Genomic DNA, 21832 nt, shown 5'->3' with positions numbered 1-21832 from the left:
CATGGGCAGGGTTGGGTGATGTTTTTTTGTTGAAACACTCGTTCGGTGTTATAGTGAACGGTGTTTGATAATCAACAACTGCCTGGCCACTGCCCATGATCAGACAACGTACTCTAAAGAACGTCATCCGCGCCACCGGCGTCGGCCTGCATTCCGGCAAGAAGGTCTACCTGACCCTGCGGCCGGCACCGGTCGATACCGGCATCGTCTTCGTGCGCACCGACCTGAATCCCGAGGTGCGGATTCCGGCCCGTGCCGAGAACGTCACCGACACCACCCTGTGTACCGCCCTCTCCGCGGGAGGGGCCAGGGTCGCCACCGTCGAGCACCTGATGTCGGCACTCGCCGGCCTGGGCATCGACAACGCCTACGTCGATGTCAGCGCCCCCGAGGTGCCGATCATGGACGGGAGTGCCGGTCCCTTCGTGTTCCTGATCCAGTCGGCGGGCATCGCCGAGCAGGGGGCGGCCAAGAAGTTCATCCGCATCAAGCGCGAGATCGTGGTGCGCGAGGATGACAAGGAGGCGATCTTCCTGCCCCATCAGGGGTTCAAGGTCTCCTTCTCCATCGACTTCGACCACCCGGTCTTCGAGGACCAGAAGCAGACCGCCATGGTCGACTTCTCCACCACCTCCTTCGTCAAGGAGGTTTCCCGGGCGCGCACCTTCGGCTTCATGCGCGACCTCGAGCACCTGCGTTCCAACAACCTGGCGCTGGGTGGCAGCCTCGACAACGCCATCGTGGTCGATGACTACCGTATCGTGAACGAGGGCGGGCTGCGCTACGACGACGAGTTCGTCAAGCACAAGGTGCTCGATGCCATCGGTGACCTCTACCAGCTCGGCCATAGCCTGATCGGCGAGTTCCGCGGCGTGAAGTCGGGCCACGCCCTCAACAACCAGCTCTGCCGGGCGCTGATGGCGCAACCCGAGGCGTATGAGCTGGTGACCTTCGAGGACGAGGCCGAGATCGCCCCGATCTCCTACGCGGCGCCGGCCATGGCCTGATCCGCGCTCCCCTCTCCGGCAGTCAGGCAAGGCAAGACGCCGCCACCCGATCGGGTGGCGGCGTCTTGCCGACCGGCCTCCCTCCTTGCGGAGCGCCTATCCCGGGAGAAACGCCCATTCGACGCCCGCGGGGCAGGAGCATCGGCCTCTGCCGGGTGGCCTTGTCATGACATATGGCGCGCCCCTTGCATGGCGTTAAGTGTCCCTCCCGCTGGCTCATCCGATGGCCGGCGGTTCGGCTTGAATAGCAAGGAGGATGACATCATGGCCAAGATTCTTCGCTTCCCCATCGAGCGGGTTCGGCGTGGTGCCGCTGCAACGCGTCAGCCGATGCTAGCGCCGCTTGTCTGGTGGCCGGTCGTCGGCCAGCTCTGGTGCTGTTGGGCGGGTGCCTTGTTGGGTTGCCTGGGCGCCGTCGGCGGGGAGCCCGGTCGCAGGGGTTCCCCGGCGCAGCGGCGTCGCGCGCGCAAGCGCAGTCCCTGAGGGCGAGCGGTCGATGCCCTTGGCAGCCTGTCCGGCGAGTCGGCGCTGCGTCAGGGCTTCTCGGCGTGGGAGGCCAGGCGTTCAAGGGCGCGCCTGAGGCGGGGATCCTCCACGTCGGCGGCACAGCTGGAGAGTTCGTCGGCGGCCCCGGCGGGAAGCTGGCGGACCTGGCGAGGCGGCACGGTCGCGGGCCGCACCGGGCGCACCTTGAACTGGAAGCCGGTCACGGCCTCGAAGCCGGGCAGCTGGTGCAGCAGCGACAGCAGGCGGCGCTGCTCGTAGCGGAGCCAGGTCAGCCAGACGGCGCGGTCGGTGATCAGGGTGAGGCGTCCCTCGCGATAGCCGCCCACATGGAGGTGCTCGCGGACCTCCTCGGGGAGGTGGTCGCGCAGATGCTGCTGGGCTCGCTCGATCAGGCGTGCCGTGCGCATCAGCGAGCCGAGCTCGCCACTGCCTTCCAGCAGCCGGGACATGGGCTGTGCTCTGGGACGCTTAACCTTTATACTCATGGGCTTGTTTCTCGGGGCCTTCCCCTGATCTCCGCATCCGGCCACGTCATGGGGCCGGCAACCGGCCAACAGCGAGAGCCTAGCACGCTCGGGAGTTCGTCGACAGCATGCCGACCGTCCAGTCCTCCACCCGCCACGCCGCCCCCCGCGGCCATCGCCCCGCGGTGGTGCGCCGCCCGGCGCGCTGGTGGCTGGCCGGCCTGCTGGTGGGCTGCCTGCTGCCGGCCGGGCTGGGGCAGGTCGAGAGCCTGCGCCACGCCGAGCGGATCGCCCAGATCTGCATCCTGGCCCCGGCCCTGATCCGTGCCAGCTCGCGGTTCCAGGCCCGCCGTCGCGCGCTCACGCGGTGGCCCGCGGGCACCGGCCGCACCCCGCCGGCGCCTCGGTGGAGCCGGCGCCGCCTGTCGCCACTCCGGCGGCGCCTCACCGCCGCCCATGATGTCCTGACACGTCGAGGCCCGCCCGCTGCGTGGGCAAGCTGATAGAACCGCTCGAACGGCCGGCCACTCCGGGGCCGGCACGATGCCACACGCAGATATTGGACCCTTCATGATCAATTCCCTGTTACGCAAGGTCGTCGGCTCGAAGAACGACCGCGAAGTCAAGCGCATGTCCCGGCAGGTCGCACGGATCACCGTGCGGGAAGCGGAACTCGAATCCCTCGACGATGCAACGCTCCAGGCCCGCACCGACGACTTCCGGGCGCGCCTGGAGGCGGGCGAGGGCCTCGACGCCTTGCTGCCCGAAGCCTTCGCCACGGTGCGCGAGGCGAGCAAGCGCGTCATGGGCATGCGCCATTTCGATGTGCAGATGATCGGCGGCATGACCCTGCACGGTGGCCGTATCGCCGAGATGAAGACCGGCGAGGGCAAGACCCTGGTGGCCACCCTGGCCGTCTATCTCAACGCCCTGCCGGGCAGGGGCGTGCACGTGGTCACGGTCAACGATTACCTGGCCCGGCGTGACGCCGAGTGGATGCGTCCGCTCTACGAGTTCCTGGGCCTGTCGGTGGGCACCATCTTCGCCGGCCAGACCGCCGAGGAGAAGCGTGCCGCCTACGCCTGCGACATCACCTACGGCACCAACAACGAGTTCGGCTTCGACTACCTGCGCGACAACATGGCCTTCTCGCTGGAGGACAAGGTGCAGCGGGGGCTCCACTACGCCATCGTCGACGAGGTGGACTCCATCCTGATCGACGAGGCGCGTACGCCGCTGATCATCTCCGGGGCGGTGGACGAGAACACCGAGCTCTACAAGGTGGTCGACCGCCTGGCGGTGAACCTGGTCAAGGGAGAGGCCTCGGAGGATCAGGACGAGCCGGTTAGCGGCGACTTCCTGCTCGACGAGAAGCAGAAGCAGGTGGAAGTCACCGAGGAGGGGCACAACAAGATCGAGGAGCTGATGCGGGCCGAGGGACTGCTCGGCGCCGAGGACTCCCTCTATGCCGCTCAGAACCTCAACCTGCTGCAGCACATGCATTCGGCGCTGAGGGCGCGTCATCTCTACCACCGTGACGTCGACTACATCGTCAAGGACGGCCAGGTGGTGATCGTCGACGAGCACACCGGCCGCACCATGCCGGGCCGGCGCTGGTCCGAGGGCCTGCACCAGGCGGTGGAGGCCAAGGAGGAGGTGGCCGTGCAGCGCGAGAGCCAGACGCTCGCCTCCACCACCTTCCAGAACTACTTTCGCCTCTACGACAAGCTGGCGGGCATGACCGGCACCGCCGATACCGAGGCCTTCGAGTTCCGCCAGATCTACGGCCTGGACGTGGTGGTGATTCCCACCAACCGGCCGCTGGTGCGCGAGGACCTCAACGACCTGGTCTACCTCAGCGCCGAGGAGAAGTTCGAGGCGATCATCGAGGACGTCAGGGTACAGACGGAGGCCGGACGCCCGGTGCTGGTGGGTACCGCCTCGATCGAGACCTCGGAGTACCTGGCCGGCCTGATGAAGCAGGCGGGGCTTGCCTTCAACGTGCTCAACGCCAAGCAGCACCAGAGCGAGGCGGAGATCATCGCCCAGGCCGGTCGCCCCGGGGCCATCACCATCGCCACCAACATGGCCGGCCGCGGTACCGATATCGTGCTGGGCGGCAACTGGGAGGCCGAGGCGGCCAAGCTCGAGAACCCCAGCGAGGCCCAGATCGAGCAGCTCAAGGCCGAGTGGCAGGCCCGCCACGAGGCGGTGCTGGCCGCCGGTGGCCTGCACGTGGTCGGCTCCGAGCGTCACGAGTCGCGGCGCATCGACAACCAGCTGCGGGGCCGGGCCGGCCGCCAGGGCGACCCGGGCTCGACCCGCTTCTTCCTGTCGCTGGAAGACAACCTGATGCGCCTGTTCGGCTCCGACCGGGTGCAACGCATGATGAAGGCCCTGGGGCTGGAGCGCGGCGAGGCGATCGAGCACAAGATGGTCTCCAACGCCGTGGAGCGGGCCCAGAAGAAGGTCGAGAGCCGCAACTTCGATATCCGCAAGCAGTTACTCGAGTACGATGACGTGGCCAACGACCAGCGTCGGGTGATCTACGAGCAGCGCAACGAGATCCTCGCCTCCGACGACGTCTCCGACGCGGTCATGGGCATCCGCGAGGAGGTGCTGGACCTCGCCATCAGCGAGTTCGTGCCGCCCCAGAGCTTGCCCGAGCAGTGGGACCTGCCGGGGCTAGAGGCGCACCTGCGCAGCGAGTTCAATCTCGAGGCCCCGGTGGTCGAGTGGTCCGAGAAGGACGAGCGCTTCCACGAGGAGCAACTGCGCGAGCGCCTCCAGACCATGCACCGCGAGACCTACCAGGCCAAGGTCGAGGAGGCCGGTGCCGAGCTGATGCGCCGCTTCGAGAAGCAGGTCATGCTGCAGGTGCTCGATACCCGCTGGAAGGAACACCTGCAATCGATGGATCACCTGCGGCGGGGTATCCACCTGCGCGGCTATGCCCAGAAGAATCCCAAGCAGGAGTACAAGCGCGAGTCCTTCGAGCTGTTCCAGACCCTGCTGAGCAACATCAAGGCCGACGTGACCCGTATCCTCAGCCATGTGAAGGTGCGTCGTCCCGAGGAGGTCGAGGAGATGGAGCGCCAGCGTCGCGCGGCCCTGGAGCGGGAGAAGGCCACCGCCGACAGCCGTCACGATGCGCCCGAGGTCGCCCAGGGCGAGGCGGGGGCAGCCGCCGCCGTGCCGCCGGGAGCCGATGGTCGCCCGCTGCGCCGGGAAGGGCCAAAGGTCGGTCGCAACGACCCCTGTCCCTGCGGTTCCGGCAAGAAGTACAAGCAGTGCTGCGGCAAGCTGAGCTGACGGGCTGCGGGCTGCGGGCTACGGGCTGCGGGCTGCGGGCCAAGTGTTGCGGGCCTCGAGTCAGAGGACACCATGTTGCTCGAAGCTCGGAGCGGATTCCAGACAGGAGAGAAGACCATGGCAGTGGGTGAAGCACGCTTTCCGGAGATGCCGGTGATCGAGGGCCTGCGCTTGGGGACGACCATGGCGGGCATCAAGAAGCCCGGCCGTCGTGATCTGGTGGTGATCGAGATGCCCGAGGGGGCCTGGGTCGCGGGCACCTTCACCCGCAACGCTTTCTGCGCCGCGCCGGTGAGCGTGGCCAGGGAGCACCTGGCGGCCTGTGTCGCCCGTGGCGAGGGGCCGCGCTACCTGGTGATCAACACCGGCAACGCCAATGCCGGTACCGGCGAGGCCGGCCTGCGCGATGCCTGCATCGCTTGCGCCGAACTGGCGCGACTGGGCGGCGTGGCCGAGGAGCGCGTCTTGCCGTTCTCCACCGGGGTGATCGGCGAACCGCTGCCGATGGAGCGGTTGCTCGGCGGCCTGCCCGGGGCGCTCGAGGCACTCGACGCGGGGAGCGCGGCCTGGCGCGAGGCGGGCGAGGGCATCCTCACCACCGATACCCGCGCCAAGGGGGCCAGCGTGACCCTGGAGCTGGGCGACAGCCGCGTGACCATCAACGGCATCAGCAAGGGCTCGGGCATGATCCGTCCCGACATGGCCACCATGCTGGCCTTCGTGGCCACCGATGCCGCCATCGAGCAGTCACTGCTCGAGGCGTTGCTGCGCGAGACGGTGGATCGCTCCTTCAACTGCATCACGGTGGACAGTGATACCTCCACCAACGATGCCTGCATGTTGATCGCCACCGGCCGGGGGGCCAGCGTGGCCAGCGAGGAGCAGGTCGCGGTGTTCCGCAACGGCCTGCAGCGGGTGATGACCGAGCTGGCCCAGGCGGTCATCCGCGACGGCGAGGGAGCGACCAAGTTCGTCACCCTCCAGGTCGACTCGGCGGCGAGCCGGCGGGAGGCCCTGGACGTGGCCTTCACCGTGGCCCATTCGCCGCTGGTCAAGACCGCCCTCTACGCCTCGGATGCCAACTGGGGGCGGATCCTGGCCGCGGTGGGGCGTGCGCCGGTGAAGGACTTCGACGTGGCGCGGGTGACCATCGACCTGGGCGAGGTGCGGCTGGTGGAGAACGGTGGCCGTGCCGCCGGCTATACCGAGGAGGCGGGCAGCGCCGTGATGGCCCGGGAGGAGATCGCCATCCGCATCGACCTGGGGCGCGGCGCGGAGACCGCCACGGTCTGGACCTCGGACCTCTCCCACGAGTATGTGACCATCAACGCCGACTACCGCAGCTGACCGGCACGATAGTGGCCAACAGCCAGACAGAGATCCCGCGCCGTGCCCTGGCCCGCGCGGACAAGTTGGAAGAGTGAATGAACGCAATGGTGAAGAGAAGGGTGCACGTGGCGGCCGCCGCCATCATCAGTGCCGACGGCCGGGCGGTGCTGCTCGCCCGTCGGCCGTCCAACGTCGATCACGGTGGCCTGTGGGAGTTTCCGGGCGGCAAGCTGGCACCCTACGAGACCGGGCTCGAGGGGCTCAAGCGCGAACTGCATGAGGAGCTGGGGGTGGAGATCCAGCGGGCCCAGCCGCTGATTCGCATCCACCACGAATACGCCGACAAGCACATCCTGCTGGATGTGTGGCAGGTCCATGAGTTCTCCGGCGAGCCCTTCGGCCGGGAGGGGCAGGCGGTACGCTGGGTGCCCATGGCGGAGCTGGTCAACTACCCGTTTCCGGCGGCCAACCTGCCGATCCTGCGGGCGGTGATGCTGCCCACCGAGTACCTGATCACCGCCGAGGAGGAGGACGAGGCGCTCTTCCTCGAGCGTCTGGAGCGGGCGCTGGTCGAGGACGGCGTGCGGCTGGTGCAGCTGCGCGACAAGTCGCTGGACGAGCCGGCCTACCTGGCCCGCGCCGAGCAGGCGCTGGCGCTGTGTCGCCGCTTCGAGGCTCGGCTGCTGCTCAATGGCGAGCCGGGCCTGCTGGAGAAGGTCGATGCCGACGGCATCCATCTGACCAGCGAACGACTGATGTCGCTGGAGCGCCGGCCCATCGCCGAGGGCAAGTGGCTCTCCGCCTCCACCCACGACCGTGCACAGCTGGTCCAGGCCGGCCGCCTCGGCTGCGATTTCGTGACCCTCTCGCCGCTGCGCACCACGCCGTCGCATCCGGAGGTGGCGCCCATGGGCTGGCACGACTTCCAGCAGCTGGTCGAGCGCGCCGCCATGCCGGTCTTTGCGCTGGGCGGCATGACCCGCTTCGACGCCAACCATGCCCGTGCGGTGGGCGCCCAGGGCATCGCCTCGATCAGGGATTTCTGGAAATAGAGCTTCAAGCCGTAAGCTGGAAGCTTGAAGAAAAAACACCCCCGTCGGCCGAGCCGGCGGGGGTGTCTTCACAAGCATTGATGAGAAATCAGCTGATTGGGTCGACTACGTGGCGGGCAGCCAGTGCTGGGAGGCCCTATGGGGTCAGACCCCGGCGGCGTCGAATCCGCTCGCAAGGTGCACTATGACAGGCCAGGTAACTCGGCCGGGGTCTGACCCCATAGGGGCGGCCTCGGCGTCTTTATCGGCGAACGTGCCGCCACTGTCGAGCTACTACTCGTGGGGCCCGACCGCTCAGTCCCGGTAGCGCCGCGTCAGGTCGCCATAGGCATCGATCCGGCGATCGCGGAGGTACGGCCACATGCGTCGTACCTCCTCGCAACGGGTCATGTCCAGGGTCACCAGCAGCCGCTCGGCCTGCACGCCGGCGTGGGCCAGCAGTTCGCCCTGGGGGCCGCAGATGAAGCTGCCCCCCCAGAAGTCGATGCCGGGGCTCACGCCCGAGTGGTCGGGCTCGTGGCCGACCCGGTTGGCGACGACCACCGGGAGCCCGTTGGCCACGCCGTGGCTGCGCTGGATCAGCGTCCAGGCATCCTTCTGGCGGTGCTTCTCGGCGTCGTCGTCGGGGGGATGCCAGCCGATGGCGGTGGGGTAGAGCAGCAGCTCCGCGCCGGCGAGTGCCATCAGGCGGGCCCCCTCCGGGTACCACTGGTCCCAGCACACCAGCAGGCCAAGCCGGCCCACCGAGGTGTCGATGGGCGAGAAGCCCTGGCCCCGGGCCTCGTCGACGTCGCCGGGGGTGAAGTAGAACTTCTCGTAGAAGCCGGGATCGTCCGGGATGTGCATCTTGCGGTAGTGACCCACCCGGCCGAGCTTGCGGTCGTAGACCACGGCGGTGTTGTGGTAGAGCCCCGGGGCGCGGCGTTCGAACAGCGAGCCCACCAGCACGATATCGAGCTCGGCGGCCAGCGCGGCCAGCCGCTGGCCGCTGGGGCCGTCCAGCGGCTCGGCCAGGTCGAAGAGCTCGGCGTCCTCGTACTGGCAGAAGTAGTGGGTGGCGTGGAGTTCCTGCAGCATCACCAGCTCGGCGCCGGCGGTGGCCAGCTCGCGCACGCCGGCCTCGCTCTCGGCCAGGCTGCGCGCCTTGTCGGGCCAGGCGGGCTGCTGGACCAGGCCGACCTTCAGATGACGGGGCATGTTGACTCTCCTCGTAGGTCTATTCTCGAGGCTGATCCGGCGACAGGTCTCCGCGGGGGCGCTGTGAATACTTCCCTGTACGCTACCTTTTCCTTCCCTGGAAAAGGACCCCCGCTCTGACCTGCCCCCGGCGCCTCTCGCTTCAGGTAACCGCCGTATCCTCAACGGCCAGGCTGCCCCGGGGCAGCTGCATGGTCAGGCAGTGCAGGCTGCCGTGCTGGCGGATCACGCTCAGGCAGTCGATGGGCACGATGTCGCGATCGGGGAAGGCGCCGGCCAGGGCGGTCAACGCCCGGGTGTCGGCGGCGTCGCCGTAGACCGGCACCAGCACGGCACCGTTGATGATCAGGAAGTTGGCATAGGTTGCCGGCAGCCGGTGGCCGTCCACCGGGTCGAAGCAGGGGCGCGGCCAGGGCAGCGGGACCAGTCGATAGGGCTCGCCGTCGAGGCGGCGCAGGGCGCGGAGCTCGGCCTCCATGGCGGCCAGCGCCGGGTAGTGGGGGTCGCTCTCGTCGTCGCAGCGCACATAGGCGATGGTGCCGGGGTCACAGAAGCGCACCAGGGTGTCCACATGGCTGTCGGTATCGTCGCCCTCGAGGTGGCCGTTGGCCAGCCACAGCACCCGCGTGATGCCGAGGTCGGCCTGCAGTCGGGCTTCCATCGCCGCGCGGTCGAGGCCCGGGTTGCGGTTGGGGTTGAGCAGACAGGCCTCGGTGGTCAGCAGGGTGCCCTGGCCGTCGGTGTCGAGGGCTCCGCCCTCGAGCACCAGGTCGTGACTGACCACCGGACAGGCGAAGACGCCGGCCTCGGCCAGGCGCCTCGTCAGGGTGTTGTCGCGCTCGGCCGCGTATTTGCCTCCCCAGCCGGTGAAGACGTAGTCGAGCAGCAGCGGTGCCCCGTGGCGCTCCACGGCGATCGGGCCATGGTCCCGGGCCCAGGTGTCGTCGGCGGCGGCCACCAGCAGGTGCAGGCGGGAGGCATCCACGCCCAGCCGGGCGAAGCGCCGCTCGAGATGGGTCCGGGTGGCGGCGTCGGGTACGCCGACCAGCACGGCCTGGTAGCGGGCGATGGCGACCACCATGGCCTCAAGGGTGGCCTCGATGCGCTCGAGCAGCGGGGCCCAGTCGCTGTCGGGACCGGGCCATGTCAGTTGCACGGCATCCTGGGGGTGCCATTCGGGAAGCAGGCGATCGGCCATGGGGCTGAATCTCGTCGAGTGGATCATCGTGGCCGGCGAAATGTAGGGCCAGCACGGCAATGTTGCAAGCATCGGGGAATCCGCTTCGTCGACCGATGCAGTATCGTGCAAAAAACCGTACCATGACCCCCCGCTGACAAGGAACGACACCATGCTCGACCGCCTGCCTTTCCTGATCGGGTTGCGCTATGTGCGCGCCAAGCGCCGCAACCATTTCATCTCCTTCATCTCGCTGACCTCCATGCTGGGGCTGATGCTGGGCGTGGCGGTGCTGATCCTGGTGCTTTCCGTGATGAACGGCTTCGACCACGAGCTGCGCACCCGGATCCTCGGCATGGTGCCGCACACCAAGATCGAGTCGCCCGGGGGGGTCACCGAATGGCGGTCGCTGGCCGAGCGGCTGATGGAACGCGAGCGGGTGATCGGCGCCGCGCCCTATGTGGAGCAGCAGGGCATGTTCTCGGTGGGCGGTCGCAACGAGGGCGCCCTGGTCAACGGCATCGATCCCGAGTGGGAGAGCCGGGTGTCGATCGTCGACGAGCACATGAGCCGGGGCAGCCTCGAGGATCTCGAGCCCGGCGAGTGGAACATCGTGCTCGGCTCGATCCTGGCCCGGCGCCTGGGCGTGGGGGTAGGCGATCGGGTCACCCTGCTGGTGCCCGAGGCCTCGATCACCCCGGCCGGGGTCTTCCCGCGGCTCAAGCGCTTCAACGTGAGCGGCATCTTCAGCGTCGGCGCCGATCTCGATGCCGGCCTGGCCTACGCCAATATCGAGGACATGCAGACCCTGGCCCGGATGGGCGATGCGGTGGGTGGGCTGCGCCTCGAACTGAGTGATCTCTTCCTGGCCGGCAGCGAGACCCGGGCCATCATCGACGAACTCGGCGCGGGCTACCGCGGCCTCGACTGGACCTTCTCCCACGGCAACCTCTTTCAGGCGATCCAGATGGAGAAGCGCATGATCGCGCTGCTGCTCACGGTGATCATCGCCGTGGCGGCCTTCAACATCGTCTCGACCCTGGTGATGGTGGTCACCGACAAGCATGCCGACATCGCTATCCTGCGCACCATCGGCGCCACGCCGCGCTCGATCATGGGCATCTTCATCGTCCAGGGGCTGGCCATCGGCACGATCGGGATTCTCGTCGGGGTGGGACTCGGCGTGCTGCTGGCGCTGACCATTGCGGATCTCATCGGGTGGGTCGAGTCGACGCTGGGCTTCCAGTTCCTCGATGCCGGGGTCTACTTCATCAGCGACCTGCCGTCCCGACTCCACTGGGCCGACGTGCGCGACATCGTCGCCGCCGCCCTGGTCCTGACCTTCCTGTCGACCCTCTATCCCGCCTGGCGCGCGGCGCGGGTCCAGCCGGCCGAGGTGCTGCGTTATGAATGAGTCGAGCCTCCACCCGCGTACCCATCAGGATCCGCACAAGGAGACGCCGATGTCCGCTGCGCCAAGCGCTGCTGCCGCCCAGCCGATGCTGGTGTGCCACGACCTGACCCGGATCTACCGCGAGGGTCCCCAGGACCTCACCGTGCTCGACGGCCTGGAGCTGCGGGTCCACGCCGGGGAGCGAGTGGCTATCGTCGGCAGCTCCGGCTCCGGCAAGACCACGCTGCTCAACCTGCTGGGCGGGCTCGATAGCCCCAGCCGGGGCGAGGTGCATATCGCCGGCGAGTCGCTGCGCAACCTCGGCGACGCCGCCCTGGGGCGCTTTCGCAACCGGCTCATCGGCTTCGTCTACCAGTTCCACCACCTGCTGGCGGAATTCACGGCGCTGGAGAACGCCGCCCTGCCGCTGATCGTGCGGGGGCAGCGCAAGAAGGCCGCCGAGGCCCGGGCGCTGGAGATCCTCGCCAGGGTGGGCATGGCGGAGCGTGCCGACCACAAGCCGGGTGAGCTTTCCGGCGGCGAACGCCAGCGGGTCGCCATCGCCCGGGCCCTGGTCACCGACCCGAGCCTGGTGCTGATGGACGAGCCCACCGGCAACCTGGATCAGACTACGGCGGCGAGCATCCTGGCACTGATGGATGAGCTGGCGCGCACCACCGCCTGCGCCTTCGTGGTGGTGACCCATGACCCGGCACTGGCGGCCCACCAGGATCGCGTGCTCAAGCTCGATGGCGGGCGCCTCGCCGAGCAGCCCCGGGCCTGAGTCGCGTATCGCGACCCGCCAGACACACGGCGACCGGCGCCCTGGCGCCGGTCGCCGCGGTTTCGGCGGCGGGCCCGGACACCTGGCGGGTCAGGGGGCCTGTTCCTGGCGCCGGCGCTTGCGCCGGCGCCGGGCGCGCTGCTTCCAACTGCGTGAGACCTGCCAGCGCCAGATGAGGCGAATCGCCACATTGCCGAGGATCGCGATGACGAGCGCCGAGGCCACCGAGCCCACCGCCAGGGCCGGCAGGATGTCGGCCATCTGCTCGGCAACCCAGCGTGTCGACAGGCGGCTCGGCGCCTGCCGGGCCGGGGCGTCCATCAGCCAGGCGCCGAGCCGGTAGTTGCCGTAGAAGATCAGCGGCATGGTCAGCGGATTGGTGATCCACACCAGCCCCACCGCCAGCGGCAGGTTGCAGCGCACCAGCCAGGCACCGAAGGCGGCCACCATCATCTGGAAGGGGATCGGCAGCATGGCGCTGAACAGTCCCACGGAGAAGGCGTTGGCCACGCTGCGACGCGACAGCACCCAGAGGGAGGGATTACCGATCAGGTGGCCCATGAAGCGCAGCGAGCGCTGGCGCCTGAGGGTGTCGGGGTGGGGCATGTAGCGCTGCAGGAATCGGCGCGGCATGTCGTCGGACTCGCTGCTTCGGGACCCGAGCTATTATCCATACAAGCCACGAGTCTCGCCATGCCAGTCACCCAACGCTTGCCTGGCAGGGCGCTGCCGTCATCCGCTCTCCGGCGGCAGTCGATGCAGGAGCAAGGGAATGCCTTTCGGACTGGCCATCCCCCTGGCGCTCGCCGCCCTCGGTGGCGTGCTGTTGGGGCACCAGGCACCGGCGGGCCTGGCGGAGGCGCTGGGGCTGGCGCTGCTGCTGGCCATGGCCCGTCGCCGCCTGGCAGAGCTGCTGCCGGTGGTGGCGATGACCGGTGTCGCCATCGCCCTGCTGCTGGCGCGGGGCGCCGAGCTGCCGGCCGGCCTGACCCGTGAGGACCTCGCCGTGGACGCCCGGGTGCTGTCGGTGGCCCGGGAGGAGCGGTTGACGCGGCTGGTGGTCGCCGTCGACTCCTGTGCACCTCTCGCCACCAACCGGCTGCCCTGCGACGACCTGCGCCGTCTGCGACTCAGCGCCTTCGACGCCCCGGCGATACAGCCCGGCGAGCGCTGGGCCGTCACGGTACGCCTGCGACCGCCGACGGGCTTCGCCAATCCCCATACTTTCGACTACCGTGCCTGGCTGTGGCGCGAGGGTATCCAGGCCACCGGCTATGTGCGCCGCGAGCCCGCTGCGCGGCGGCTCGAGGCGGCAGGACCCGCGCCGCGTCGCCGGGCGCTGGAGTTTCTCGACGCCCGGGCGCTGGAGCCCCGGGCGTCGCGCTGGCTGGCGGCCCTGACCCTGGGGGCCAGCGAGCGACTGCAGCAGGCCGACTGGGAGCTGCTCAATGCCAGCGGCACCACTCACCTGATGGTGATCTCGGGCCTGCATGTCGGCCTGGTGGCGGCCTTCGTCCTGGGGATGGCCCGCGGTACGGCTCGCCTGGTTGCGCCGGGGAACTGGCGCCTGGCCGTCTGGCCCTGGTGGCTGGCCGGGGCCGCGGCGGTGGGCTATGCCTGGCTGGCCGGTCTCGAGCCGCCGGCCCTGCGGGCCATGGTGATGACCCTGGTGGGGCTCTGGGTGGCCAGTGGCCGCCATGCGCCCGGCCCCTGGCAGGCCTGGTGGCTGGCGCTGGGACTGGTGCTGCTGCTCGATCCCCGCTCCGCCTGGCGCCCGGGGCTGTGGCTGTCGTTCGCCGCCGTGGCGCTGCTCATCCTGATCTGGCAGGGGCGACCCAGGCCCCGGGGCGTGCGTGGCTGGCTCTGGGCGCTGGTGCGCTCCCAGCTGTTGCTGGCGCCGCTGATGGCGGCCGCCGTGTTGCTGGCCTTCGCCCGCCTGGCTCCGGCCGCACCACTGGTCAACCTGGTCGCCGTGCCGCTGGTCAGCAGCCTGCTGGTGCCCCTGGGGCTGCTCGGCTGGCTGCTGGCCTGGCTGCCGCCGCTCTCGCGCCTCTGCTGGTGGCTGTTCGGCGAACTGGCGGAGGGGCTCGCCTGGCTGCTCGACCTGGCGGTGACCTGGCTGCCGCTATGGCTGCCCGACCCGGCACTGGTGACGCCGTTGGGCCTGGCATCGGGCATGGTGGCGCTGCTCTGGGCGCTCCCCGGTCTGGCCCGGTCGCTGCGCCTGGTGGCCAGCCTGTTGCTGGCCCTGGTGCCGCTGACCCTGGCGTCGGAGTCGTCGGCGCCAGGCCAGCTGCGGGCCAGGGTGCACGATGTGGGGCAGGGCCAGCTCGTCGAGCTGAGTACCGCCAACTATCGGCTGCTCTACGATGCCGGGCCGCGCTTCGCCTCGGGCTTTGCCCCGTTGGCCTCGCTGTGGCCGCCGGGCCAGCGTTTCGATGACGTCATCGTCAGCCACGCCGATCTCGACCACGCCGGTGGCGTGCCGCTGCTGGCCGCCGAGCATGAGGTGTCTCGCTTCCTGGCCCCGGCCGGGGAGGCGGTCGGCGTGCCCGCCGTCCCCTGCCGCGCGGGCGAGGCCTGGGAGCGTGACGGGGTGCGCTTCCGTTTCCTCTGGCCGCCGGCCGAGACCGGCGAGCTCTCCAGCAACGACCGCTCCTGCGTGCTCGAGGCCACGGCCGGCGATCATCGCCTGTTGATCACCGGTGACGTGGGGCGCGAGGTGGAGCGGGCCTGGCTGCTCGAGGCCCGCAGGCCGGTGACGGTGCTGGTCGCCGGCCACCACGGCAGCCGCACCAGCTCCGGCCCCCAGCTGGTGCAGACCCTGTCGCCGCGCCACGTCATCTTCAGCGCCGGGCGTGACAACCCCTTCGGTCATCCCGATGACGCGGTGGTCCGGCGCTTTCGCCGCACCGGTAGCTGCCTGTGGAGCACCGCCCACGACGGCGCCGTGACCCTCTGGCTGGGCGAGGCCGCCTTCGGCGACGTGGTGAGCGAGCGCCCCACGGCCTGGCGGCGCAGCGGTGTCGGAGGCGACTGCCTTGCGTTAGAATCGCTCGAATGAAAAGCGTGTGATTCCAGGGCTCTTGAGGGGGACGGCATGGACATGATGGAGGCCCTGATCGCCGGGGGCTGGCTGATGCTGCCGTTGCTCGGCTGCTCCCTGCTGGCCACGGTGATCATCATCGAGCGGTTGTGGACGCTGCGGGCGAGTCGCATCGCGCCGCTGGGGCTGGGGCAGGAGGTCTGCTCGCTGGTGGCCCGGGGCCAGGTCAACCTCTACTGGCTGGAGAGTCACTCGCCGCTGGGCGGGGTCCTGGCCGCGGGGCTGCGCAACGCGCGCCTCGGTCACGAGCAGGTGCGGTCGAGGTTGCAGGAGGCCGCCACCGCGGTGATCCATGACATGGAGCGCTTCCTGAGCCCGCTCGGCACCATCGCCGCCATTACCCCGCTGATCGGCCTGCTGGGTACCGTGGTGGGCATGATCGAAGTGTTCTCGGTGATCGTCGCCGGCGATGGCGCCAGCCGCACCGCCGACCTGGCCGGTGGCATCTCCCGGGCCCTGGTCACCACGGCGGCGGGCCTCACGGTGGCGATTCCGGCGCTGATGTTTCACCGCTACTTCCAGCGCCGGGTCGAGGACATCACCGTGCGCATGGAGGAGCAGGCCGGCCAGGTGGTGGAGTTCCTCGCCCATTACCCCGGCGAACTGACCCTGGCCGAACGCCATGAGGGCGAGCGGGATGGCGAACGCCTGGAAGCCGACGGGCGCATCGCCCCGAGGGTGAAGCCGTCGTGAGGTTTCCGCGCACCCGGCGCGATCCGGTGGAGGTGAATCTCACGCCGCTGATCGACGTGGTCTTCCTGCTGCTGATCTTCTTCATGGTCTCGACGACCTTCGAGACGCGCCAGGCGCTCGAGCTGGAACTGCCCGAGAGCGTCAGCGGCGTGGCGGCCGAGGTTTCGCCGGTAACCCTGGTGGTCACGGCGGCGGGCAGCTATCGCCTCGGCGATCGGGAGCTTGCCGCCTCCGGGCTGGGCGAGGCGCTGGCCGCCGAGGCCGAGCAGGCCCGCCGCCACGGCCTGGTGCTGGAGGCCGATGGCCGGGCCAGCCACTCCGCCGTGGTCCGGGCCCTGGACCAGGCCGGTGCCCTCGGTATCCGCCAGGTGCGCATCGCCACCACCGAGGCTTCATCCACACAAGCGGAGACACCGTGATTCTCTACGGGACCCAACATTCGGGCTGGACCCTCTACAAGCAGCTGCTGGGCTACGTCAGGCCGCACTGGCGCTCCTTCCTTCTGGCGATCGTCGGCTATGTCATCTATGCCGCCTCCAGTACCGCCCTGGCGGAGATGATGAAGCGGCTGATCGACGGCATCCAGGACCCGGATGCCGCCTTCCGGCTGTTCCTGCCGTTGTTCGTGGTGGGCATGTTCGCCGCCCGGGGCCTCGGCACCTTCCTCGGCACCTATTTCATGAGCAACGTGGCGCGCAATATCGTGCATGCGCTGCGCTGCAACGTCTTCAACCACATGCTGCACCTCCCCGGGCGTTTCTTCGACACCCACTCAAGCGGCCACCTGATCTCCCGGGTCACCTACCATGTCGAGCAGGTCACCGGGGCGGCCACCAAGGCGATCACCATCCTGCTGCGCGAAGGGCTCTTCGTCCTCGGGCTGATCGGCTACCTGCTGTGGACCAACTGGATGCTGACCCTGCTGTTCCTGGCGGTGACGCCGCTGATCGGCGGGGTGGTCAGCTACGCCAGCAAGCGCTTCCGGCGCATCTCGAGCCGTATCCAGGCGTCCATGGGTGATGTCACCCATGTCGCCTCCGAAGCGCTCTCGGGTTATCGGGTGGTCCGCACCCACGGCGCCGAAGCCTTCGAGAAGGCGCGCTTCGCCGCGGCCAGCGAATACAACCGCCAGCAGAGCATGAAGGAGGCGCTGACCAAGGCGATCAGCACCCCCGTGATCCAGCTGCTGGTGGCCCTGTCGCTGGCGGTGCTGGTGTGGCTGGCCCTGGCCCCGGGCCTGATGGCCGACATGACCCCCGGCGAGTTCGTCGCCTTCGTCACCGCGGCTTCATTGATGGCCAAGCCGGTGCGCCAGCTCACCGAGATCAACAGCGAGATCCAGAAGGGCATCGCCGCCGCCAGCGAGCTGTTCGGCCTGCTCGAGGAGCCGCCCGAGCGGGACGAGGGCGAGCACGACCCCGGCCGCCTCGCGGGGCACGTGGCCTTCGAGGGCGTGCGTTTCGCCTACGGGGAGGGCCAGCCCGAGGTCCTCAAGGGGATCGATCTCGAGGTGGCGCCGGGCGAGATGGTGGCCATCGTCGGCCGCTCCGGCAGCGGCAAGTCGACGCTGGTCGGCCTGCTGCCGCGTTTCTACTGGCCGACCGCCGGGCGGGTGGTGATCGACGGCATCCCCCTCGACGACTACCGGCTGACGCCGCTGCGTCGCCAGATCGCCCTGGTCTCGCAGCAGGTGACCCTGTTCAACACCAGCATCGCCGATAACATCGCCTACGGGGTGCCCGACGCCGACCCCGCGGCCATCGAGGCCGCCGCCCGGGCCGCCCACGCCCACGAGTTCATCGAGCGCTTGCCCGAGGGCTACGCCACCGTGGTGGGCGACAACGGCGTGATGCTCTCCGGCGGTCAGCGTCAGCGCCTGGCCATCGCCCGGGCGATCTTCAAGGATGCGCCCCTGCTGATCCTCGACGAGGCCACCTCGGCGCTGGATACCGAGTCCGAGCGCCATATCCAGGCGGCGCTGGAGGAAGTGTGCCGCGGGCGCACCACCTTCGTCATCGCGCACCGTCTGTCGACCATCGAACGGGCCGACCGCATCCTGGTGATGGAACAGGGCGAGATCATCGAGCAGGGTAGCCATGCCGAGCTGCTGACCCGGGAGGGGGCCTATGCGGCCCTGCACCGGTTGCAGTTCCAGGAGGCCCTGTAGCGATGAGCCTGGGCGAACGCTGGCTCGAGGCGGCCTACCGGGGCGATGCCTGGCTCTGTGCCCTGCGCCCGCTGGAGGCGCTCTACCGCCGGGTGGTCGCTCGCCGTGCCGCGGCCTACGCCACCGGCGGCAAGCCCGTATGGCGAGCGCCGGTGCCGGTGATCGTGGTCGGCAACATCACCCTGGGCGGCACCGGCAAGTCGCCGCTGGTCGCCTGGCTGGCGCACTTCCTCGTCGAGCGCGGCTGGCGTCCCGGCATCGTCTCCCGGGGCTATGGCGGCAAGGTGGCCGGCTACCCGCTACGGGTGGGAGACACGACTCCGGTGGCCGAGAGCGGCGACGAGCCGCGCATGCTGTTCGACCAGACGGGGCTGCCGCTGGTGGTGGACCCGAACCGGCCACGGGGGGCCGGGCGGCTGCTCGAGGCGGGATGCGATATCCTGATCAGTGACGATGGCCTGCAGCACCTGGCACTGGGGCGCGACCTGGAGCTGGTAGTGGTCGACGGCCGCCGGGGGTTCGGCAATGGCCGCTGCCTGCCGGCGGGACCGCTGCGCGAGCCCCTGTCGCGCCTCCAGGGCGTCGATGGGGTGGTGATCAACGGAGACCCCGCCTTCGTGCCGCCCGAGGGCGCCCATGGCATGGCGTTGGTGCCGGCCGGCTGGCGGTCCCTGGCGGATGGCGAGCACCGCCCGGTGGTGCCCTTGCCCTTCGCCGGGCCGGTGCACGCCGTCGCCGGGATCGGTAATCCGGGCCGCTTCCTCGCCACCCTGGAAGGGCTTGGAGTCGAGGCGATGCTCCATCCCTTCGCCGATCACCATGAGTTCCGTGTCGAGGACCTGGTGTTCGACGACGGTCTCCCGGTGGTGATGACCGCCAAGGATGCGACCAAGTGTCGAGACCTGGCGCCCCCCGGCAGCTGGGTGCTGGAGGTGGAGGCGCGCCCCGATGCCGGCTTCGTGGCCTGGCTCGAGGCGCGGCTGGAGACGTTTCGATCGCCCCGGACGGTATCCCGGGGCGAAGCAGGCTATTGATCCCGGGAGTCACACGACCCGGGGCAATCCAAGTGGGAGGTGCGAGAGATGGACAAGGAACTGCTGGCCATGCTGGTCTGCCCGCTGTGCAAGGGCAAGCTCAAGTATCGCCGGGAGGCCGAGGAGCTGCATTGCCTCTTCGACGGCCTGGCCTACCCGGTGCGTGACGGTATCCCCGTGATGCTGCCCGAGGAGGCGCGGGCCCTGGACGTCGACGAGAAGCTCCATGAGTCACCCGGACGCAAGGGTGAGGCGTGATGGGAATCGGCATGAAGGAGTTCATCGCGGTGATCCCGGCGCGGCATGCCTCGTCGCGGCTGCCGGGCAAGCCGCTGGCGGAGATCAACGGCATGCCCATGGTGGCCCATGTCTGGCAGCGTGCCTGCGAGAGCGCCGCCGGCCGGGTCGTGGTGGCCACCGACGACGAGCGCATCCGCGCGGCCCTGGCACCGTTCGATGCCGAGGTGCTGCTGACGCGTGCCGACCATCCCTCGGGCACCGATCGCCTGGCCGAGGTGGCCGAGCGCCTGGGCCTGGCCGACGACGCGGTGCTGGTCAATGTCCAGGGCGACGAGCCGCTGATTCCGCCGGCGTTGATCGACCAGGTGGCCGCCCGGCTGTTCGACGATCCCGGGGCCACCATCGCCACCCTGGCCGAGCCGATCGCGGAGGTCGAGACGCTGTTCAATCCCAATGTGGTGAAGGTGGTGCGCGCGCTCTCCGGTCGTGCCCTCTACTTCTCCCGGGCGCCCATCCCCTGGGACCGCGAGGCCTTCGCCACGCGTCCCGAGCTGCTCGAGACAGATGCCTGGCTGCGCCATATCGGGATCTACGCCTACCGGGCGGGCTTTCTCGCCGACTACCGTGACTGGCCACCGTCATCGCTCGAGCGGCTCGAACAGCTCGAGCAGTTGCGTGCCCTGCACCACGGCCACGCCATCCAGGTGGCACTGGCGCGGGTGCCCCATCCTGCCGGGGTGGATACCGAGGCGGACCTGACGCGGGTTCGCGCGCTGATGAGTGCCGGTAACGAGAGCGGAGGAGAGGAGTGATGCGGGTGCTGTTCGTCTGTCTGGGCAACATCTGCCGATCGCCCACCGCCGAGGGGGTGTTCCGCCGCCTGCTCGAGGAGCGTGGACTGGCCGGCCGGGTGGAGGTGGACTCCTGCGGCATCGGCCCCTGGCATGTGGGCAAGGCGCCGGACCCGCGGGCCCGGGAGGCGGCGGCGCGGCGCGGCATCGACCTCTCGGCGCTGCGGGCTCGCCAGCTCGCCGACGAGGACTTCGCCCGCTTCGACTACCTGCTGGCCATGGATCACGACAACCTGGCGGCCATCGAAGCCCGGCGCCCCGCCGACTGCGAGGCCCAAGTCGGGCTCTTCCTGGCGTTCGCCGGGCATCACGATCGGGCGGTGCCGGACCCCTACTTCGGCGGCGAGGGTGGCTTCGAGGAGGTGCTGGACCTGATCGAGGCGGCCTCCCGCGGCCTGCTCGAGGAGCTCGAGTCCCGTCTGGAGCGTTCGCCTTGAGCCCGAGACCGTTCGTCGCGCACGACCTCGGCCGGGCCAATACCCTGGGCCTTCCCTGTGTGGCCGAGCGCTTCGCCGCTCCCCGGGACCCGGTGGAGTTGCGCGCCACCCTGGCGCTGGCCGAGCGGGAGGGCTGGCCGTTGACGCTGCTGGGCGGCGGCAGCAACCTGATCCTGCCCGAGCGGCTCCCGGGGCTGGTGGTGCAGCCGGCGATGGCCGCCTGGTGGCTGGAGGAGCAGGGGGACGAGGTCCTGGTGCATGCCGAGGCCGGCGTGGTCTGGCATGAACTGGTAATGGCCCTGGCCGAGCGAGGCCTCTGGGGTACCGAGAACCTGGCGCTGATCCCCGGTCATTGCGGTGCCGCGCCGATCCAGAACATCGGTGCCTACGGCGCGGAGCTTTGCGAGGTGCTCGAGGCCGTGCATCTCGTCCACCTCGACGACGGCCGCGAGGCGGTGTTCACGGCCGCGGACTGCGCCTTCGGCTATCGCGACAGCATCTTCAAGGGCACCCTGGATGGCCGAGTGGCGATCACCCGGCTGGTGTTGCGGTTGTCGCGTACCCCGCGTCCCCGGCTCGGCTACGGTGATCTGGCGGCACGGGTCGGCCCCGAGCCGACGCCGCTGGCGGTGGCCGAGGCGGTCTGTGCGATACGCCGCGAGAAGCTGCCCGATCCCCTGACGCTGGGCAATGCCGGCAGCTTCTTCAAGAATCCGCTGGTGGATGCCGGGACGGCCCGGCGATTACTGGCCGACCACCCTGGGCTGCCGCACTTTCCCCAGCCCGATGGTCGGGTGAAGCTGGCGGCCGGCTGGCTGATCGACCGCTGCGGGCTCAAGGGCTGGTGCCGAGGGCACTTCGGCGTCCATCGGCGCCAGGCGCTGGTGCTGGTGCACTTCGGGGGCGGCAGCGCGGCCGAACTGCTGGCCTTCGCCGATGCCGTGGCCGATCGGGTCGAGGAGCGGTTCGGGGTCGCCCTGGAACGGGAACCACGCCTGGCGGGGGAGAGCAGGGCGACCGCCTGAGCCTCGTCCCGCAGGACGCCAGAACGACGACGCCCGCGCAGATGCGCGGGCGTCGTC

At 69.6% G+C, this 21832-nt stretch carries 20 protein-coding genes; 16 read left to right on the top strand and 4 right to left on the bottom strand.

Annotated elements, in window-relative coordinates:
• Nucleotides 1-95: 95 nt before the first annotated feature.
• On the top strand, nt 96-1007 hold the full coding sequence (lpxC, locus tag CR157_RS01755; RefSeq protein WP_110281821.1) for a UDP-3-O-acyl-N-acetylglucosamine deacetylase: 912 nt from the start codon (nt 96-98) through the stop codon (nt 1005-1007).
• 533 nt (nt 1008-1540) lie between these two features.
• Here lpxC and CR157_RS01750 read toward each other — a convergent pair.
• Complete coding sequence (locus tag CR157_RS01750) at nt 1541-1999, bottom strand: DUF721 domain-containing protein (protein WP_181421934.1); 459 nt, start codon at nt 1997-1999, stop codon at nt 1541-1543.
• A 107-nt stretch (nt 2000-2106) separates the two neighbouring features.
• Between CR157_RS01750 and CR157_RS01745 the strand changes: the two genes are divergently transcribed.
• The 4 genes from CR157_RS01745 to CR157_RS01730 all read left to right on the top strand — a co-directional run bounded on the left by CR157_RS01745 (nt 2107) and on the right by CR157_RS01730 (nt 7671).
• Nucleotides 2107-2481: a hypothetical protein gene (locus tag CR157_RS01745; protein WP_110281819.1), complete on the top strand. Its 375-nt coding sequence runs from the start codon at nt 2107-2109 to the stop codon at nt 2479-2481.
• 67 nt (nt 2482-2548) lie between these two features.
• Nucleotides 2549-5290: a preprotein translocase subunit SecA gene (gene secA / locus CR157_RS01740; protein WP_110281818.1), complete on the top strand. Its 2742-nt coding sequence runs from the start codon at nt 2549-2551 to the stop codon at nt 5288-5290.
• 117 nt (nt 5291-5407) lie between these two features.
• Complete coding sequence (gene argJ, locus CR157_RS01735) at nt 5408-6637, top strand: bifunctional glutamate N-acetyltransferase/amino-acid acetyltransferase ArgJ (RefSeq protein WP_110281817.1); 1230 nt, start codon at nt 5408-5410, stop codon at nt 6635-6637.
• A gap of 86 nt (nt 6638-6723) precedes the next feature.
• Nucleotides 6724-7671, top strand: a complete 948-nt coding sequence (locus CR157_RS01730; RefSeq protein ID WP_110281816.1) for a Nudix family hydrolase — start codon at nt 6724-6726, stop codon at nt 7669-7671.
• Nucleotides 7672-7965: 294 nt separating this feature from the next.
• Here the strand turns inward: CR157_RS01730 and CR157_RS01725 are convergent, their stop codons facing one another.
• Nucleotides 7966-8868, bottom strand: a complete 903-nt coding sequence (locus tag CR157_RS01725; RefSeq protein ID WP_110281815.1) for a carbon-nitrogen hydrolase — start codon at nt 8866-8868, stop codon at nt 7966-7968.
• 142 nt (nt 8869-9010) lie between these two features.
• A complete protein-coding gene (locus CR157_RS01720) occupies nt 9011-10066 on the bottom strand; it encodes an agmatine deiminase family protein (RefSeq protein ID WP_110281814.1) in 1056 nt (351 codons plus the stop codon).
• A gap of 151 nt (nt 10067-10217) precedes the next feature.
• Here CR157_RS01720 and CR157_RS01715 point away from each other — a divergent pair, with 151 nt between their 5' ends.
• Together CR157_RS01715 and CR157_RS01710 are read left to right on the top strand one after the other, a co-directional pair.
• Nucleotides 10218-11459: a lipoprotein-releasing ABC transporter permease subunit gene (locus CR157_RS01715; RefSeq protein ID WP_110281813.1), complete on the top strand. Its 1242-nt coding sequence runs from the start codon at nt 10218-10220 to the stop codon at nt 11457-11459.
• Between the two features lie 49 nt (nt 11460-11508).
• Complete coding sequence (locus CR157_RS01710; protein WP_110281812.1) at nt 11509-12222, top strand: ABC transporter ATP-binding protein; 714 nt, start codon at nt 11509-11511, stop codon at nt 12220-12222.
• 90 nt (nt 12223-12312) lie between these two features.
• Here the strand turns inward: CR157_RS01710 and CR157_RS01705 are convergent, their stop codons facing one another.
• Nucleotides 12313-12855: a DUF2062 domain-containing protein gene (locus CR157_RS01705; RefSeq protein ID WP_110281811.1), complete on the bottom strand. Its 543-nt coding sequence runs from the start codon at nt 12853-12855 to the stop codon at nt 12313-12315.
• 139 nt (nt 12856-12994) lie between these two features.
• On the opposite strand from CR157_RS01705, the gene CR157_RS01700 reads away from it, so the two are divergent.
• The 9 genes from CR157_RS01700 to murB are packed head-to-tail and all read left to right on the top strand — an operon-like array spanning nt 12995 to nt 21775.
• Nucleotides 12995-15286: a DNA internalization-related competence protein ComEC/Rec2 gene (locus CR157_RS01700; RefSeq protein ID WP_110281810.1), complete on the top strand. Its 2292-nt coding sequence runs from the start codon at nt 12995-12997 to the stop codon at nt 15284-15286.
• Nucleotides 15287-15322: 36 nt separating this feature from the next.
• The gene (locus CR157_RS01695) at nt 15323-16021 is read left to right on the top strand and encodes a MotA/TolQ/ExbB proton channel family protein (RefSeq protein WP_181421933.1); all 699 of its coding nucleotides are present in this window, start codon (nt 15323-15325) and stop codon (nt 16019-16021) included.
• On the top strand, nt 16018-16440 hold the full coding sequence (locus CR157_RS01690) for an ExbD/TolR family protein (RefSeq protein WP_110281809.1): 423 nt from the start codon (nt 16018-16020) through the stop codon (nt 16438-16440). Before CR157_RS01695 ends, CR157_RS01690 begins: the two co-directional genes overlap by 4 nt.
• Nucleotides 16437-18188, top strand: coding sequence for a lipid A export permease/ATP-binding protein MsbA (gene msbA / locus CR157_RS01685; RefSeq protein ID WP_258364038.1), 1752 nt, complete (start codon nt 16437-16439; stop codon nt 18186-18188). The genes CR157_RS01690 and msbA overlap by 4 nt, the downstream gene beginning before the upstream one ends.
• 2 nt (nt 18189-18190) lie before the next feature.
• Nucleotides 18191-19222, top strand: coding sequence for a tetraacyldisaccharide 4'-kinase (gene lpxK / locus CR157_RS01680; RefSeq protein ID WP_110281808.1), 1032 nt, complete (start codon nt 18191-18193; stop codon nt 19220-19222).
• Nucleotides 19223-19270: 48 nt separating this feature from the next.
• On the top strand, nt 19271-19480 hold the full coding sequence (locus CR157_RS01675; protein WP_110281807.1) for a Trm112 family protein: 210 nt from the start codon (nt 19271-19273) through the stop codon (nt 19478-19480).
• Nucleotides 19481-19491: 11 nt separating this feature from the next.
• The gene (gene kdsB / locus CR157_RS01670; RefSeq protein ID WP_110282785.1) at nt 19492-20274 is read left to right on the top strand and encodes a 3-deoxy-manno-octulosonate cytidylyltransferase; all 783 of its coding nucleotides are present in this window, start codon (nt 19492-19494) and stop codon (nt 20272-20274) included.
• Nucleotides 20274-20750: a low molecular weight protein-tyrosine-phosphatase gene (locus tag CR157_RS01665; protein WP_110281806.1), complete on the top strand. Its 477-nt coding sequence runs from the start codon at nt 20274-20276 to the stop codon at nt 20748-20750. The genes kdsB and CR157_RS01665 overlap by 1 nt, the downstream gene beginning before the upstream one ends.
• On the top strand, nt 20747-21775 hold the full coding sequence (murB, locus tag CR157_RS01660; protein ID WP_110281805.1) for a UDP-N-acetylmuramate dehydrogenase: 1029 nt from the start codon (nt 20747-20749) through the stop codon (nt 21773-21775). The genes CR157_RS01665 and murB overlap by 4 nt, the downstream gene beginning before the upstream one ends.
• The last annotated feature ends 57 nt before the right edge of the window (nt 21776-21832 follow it).

The organism is Halomonas sp. LBP4, assembly GCF_003202205.1.
Classification (GTDB): domain Bacteria; phylum Pseudomonadota; class Gammaproteobacteria; order Pseudomonadales; family Halomonadaceae; genus Halomonas; species Halomonas flagellata.
Note: the sequence above shows the minus strand (reverse complement) of the source record. Positions and strands in the feature narration are given on the sequence as shown.

Excerpts from the sequence above, each read along its gene's own strand:
- CR157_RS01725 (WP_110281815.1), bottom strand. The coding sequence starts at position 8,868 with ATGCCCCGTCATCTGAAGGTCGGCCTGGTCCAGCAGCCCGCCTGGCCC.
- lpxK (WP_110281808.1), top strand. The coding sequence starts at position 18,191 with ATGAGCCTGGGCGAACGCTGGCTCGAGGCGGCCTACCGGGGCGATGCC.
- CR157_RS01700 (WP_110281810.1), top strand. The coding sequence starts at position 12,995 with ATGCCTTTCGGACTGGCCATCCCCCTGGCGCTCGCCGCCCTCGGTGGC.
- CR157_RS01665 (WP_110281806.1), top strand. The coding sequence starts at position 20,274 with ATGCGGGTGCTGTTCGTCTGTCTGGGCAACATCTGCCGATCGCCCACC.
- CR157_RS01675 (WP_110281807.1), top strand. The coding sequence starts at position 19,271 with ATGGACAAGGAACTGCTGGCCATGCTGGTCTGCCCGCTGTGCAAGGGC.
- CR157_RS01710 (WP_110281812.1), top strand. The coding sequence starts at position 11,509 with ATGTCCGCTGCGCCAAGCGCTGCTGCCGCCCAGCCGATGCTGGTGTGC.
- secA (WP_110281818.1), top strand. The coding sequence starts at position 2,549 with ATGATCAATTCCCTGTTACGCAAGGTCGTCGGCTCGAAGAACGACCGC.
- kdsB (WP_110282785.1), top strand. The coding sequence starts at position 19,492 with ATGAAGGAGTTCATCGCGGTGATCCCGGCGCGGCATGCCTCGTCGCGG.
- CR157_RS01720 (WP_110281814.1), bottom strand. The coding sequence starts at position 10,066 with ATGGCCGATCGCCTGCTTCCCGAATGGCACCCCCAGGATGCCGTGCAA.
- CR157_RS01730 (WP_110281816.1), top strand. The coding sequence starts at position 6,724 with ATGGTGAAGAGAAGGGTGCACGTGGCGGCCGCCGCCATCATCAGTGCC.
- argJ (WP_110281817.1), top strand. The coding sequence starts at position 5,408 with ATGGCAGTGGGTGAAGCACGCTTTCCGGAGATGCCGGTGATCGAGGGC.
- lpxC (WP_110281821.1), top strand. The coding sequence starts at position 96 with ATGATCAGACAACGTACTCTAAAGAACGTCATCCGCGCCACCGGCGTC.
- CR157_RS01750 (WP_181421934.1), bottom strand. The coding sequence starts at position 1,999 with ATGAGTATAAAGGTTAAGCGTCCCAGAGCACAGCCCATGTCCCGGCTG.
- CR157_RS01705 (WP_110281811.1), bottom strand. The coding sequence starts at position 12,855 with ATGCCGCGCCGATTCCTGCAGCGCTACATGCCCCACCCCGACACCCTC.
- CR157_RS01695 (WP_181421933.1), top strand. The coding sequence starts at position 15,323 with ATGGACATGATGGAGGCCCTGATCGCCGGGGGCTGGCTGATGCTGCCG.
- CR157_RS01715 (WP_110281813.1), top strand. The coding sequence starts at position 10,218 with ATGCTCGACCGCCTGCCTTTCCTGATCGGGTTGCGCTATGTGCGCGCC.
- CR157_RS01745 (WP_110281819.1), top strand. The coding sequence starts at position 2,107 with ATGCCGACCGTCCAGTCCTCCACCCGCCACGCCGCCCCCCGCGGCCAT.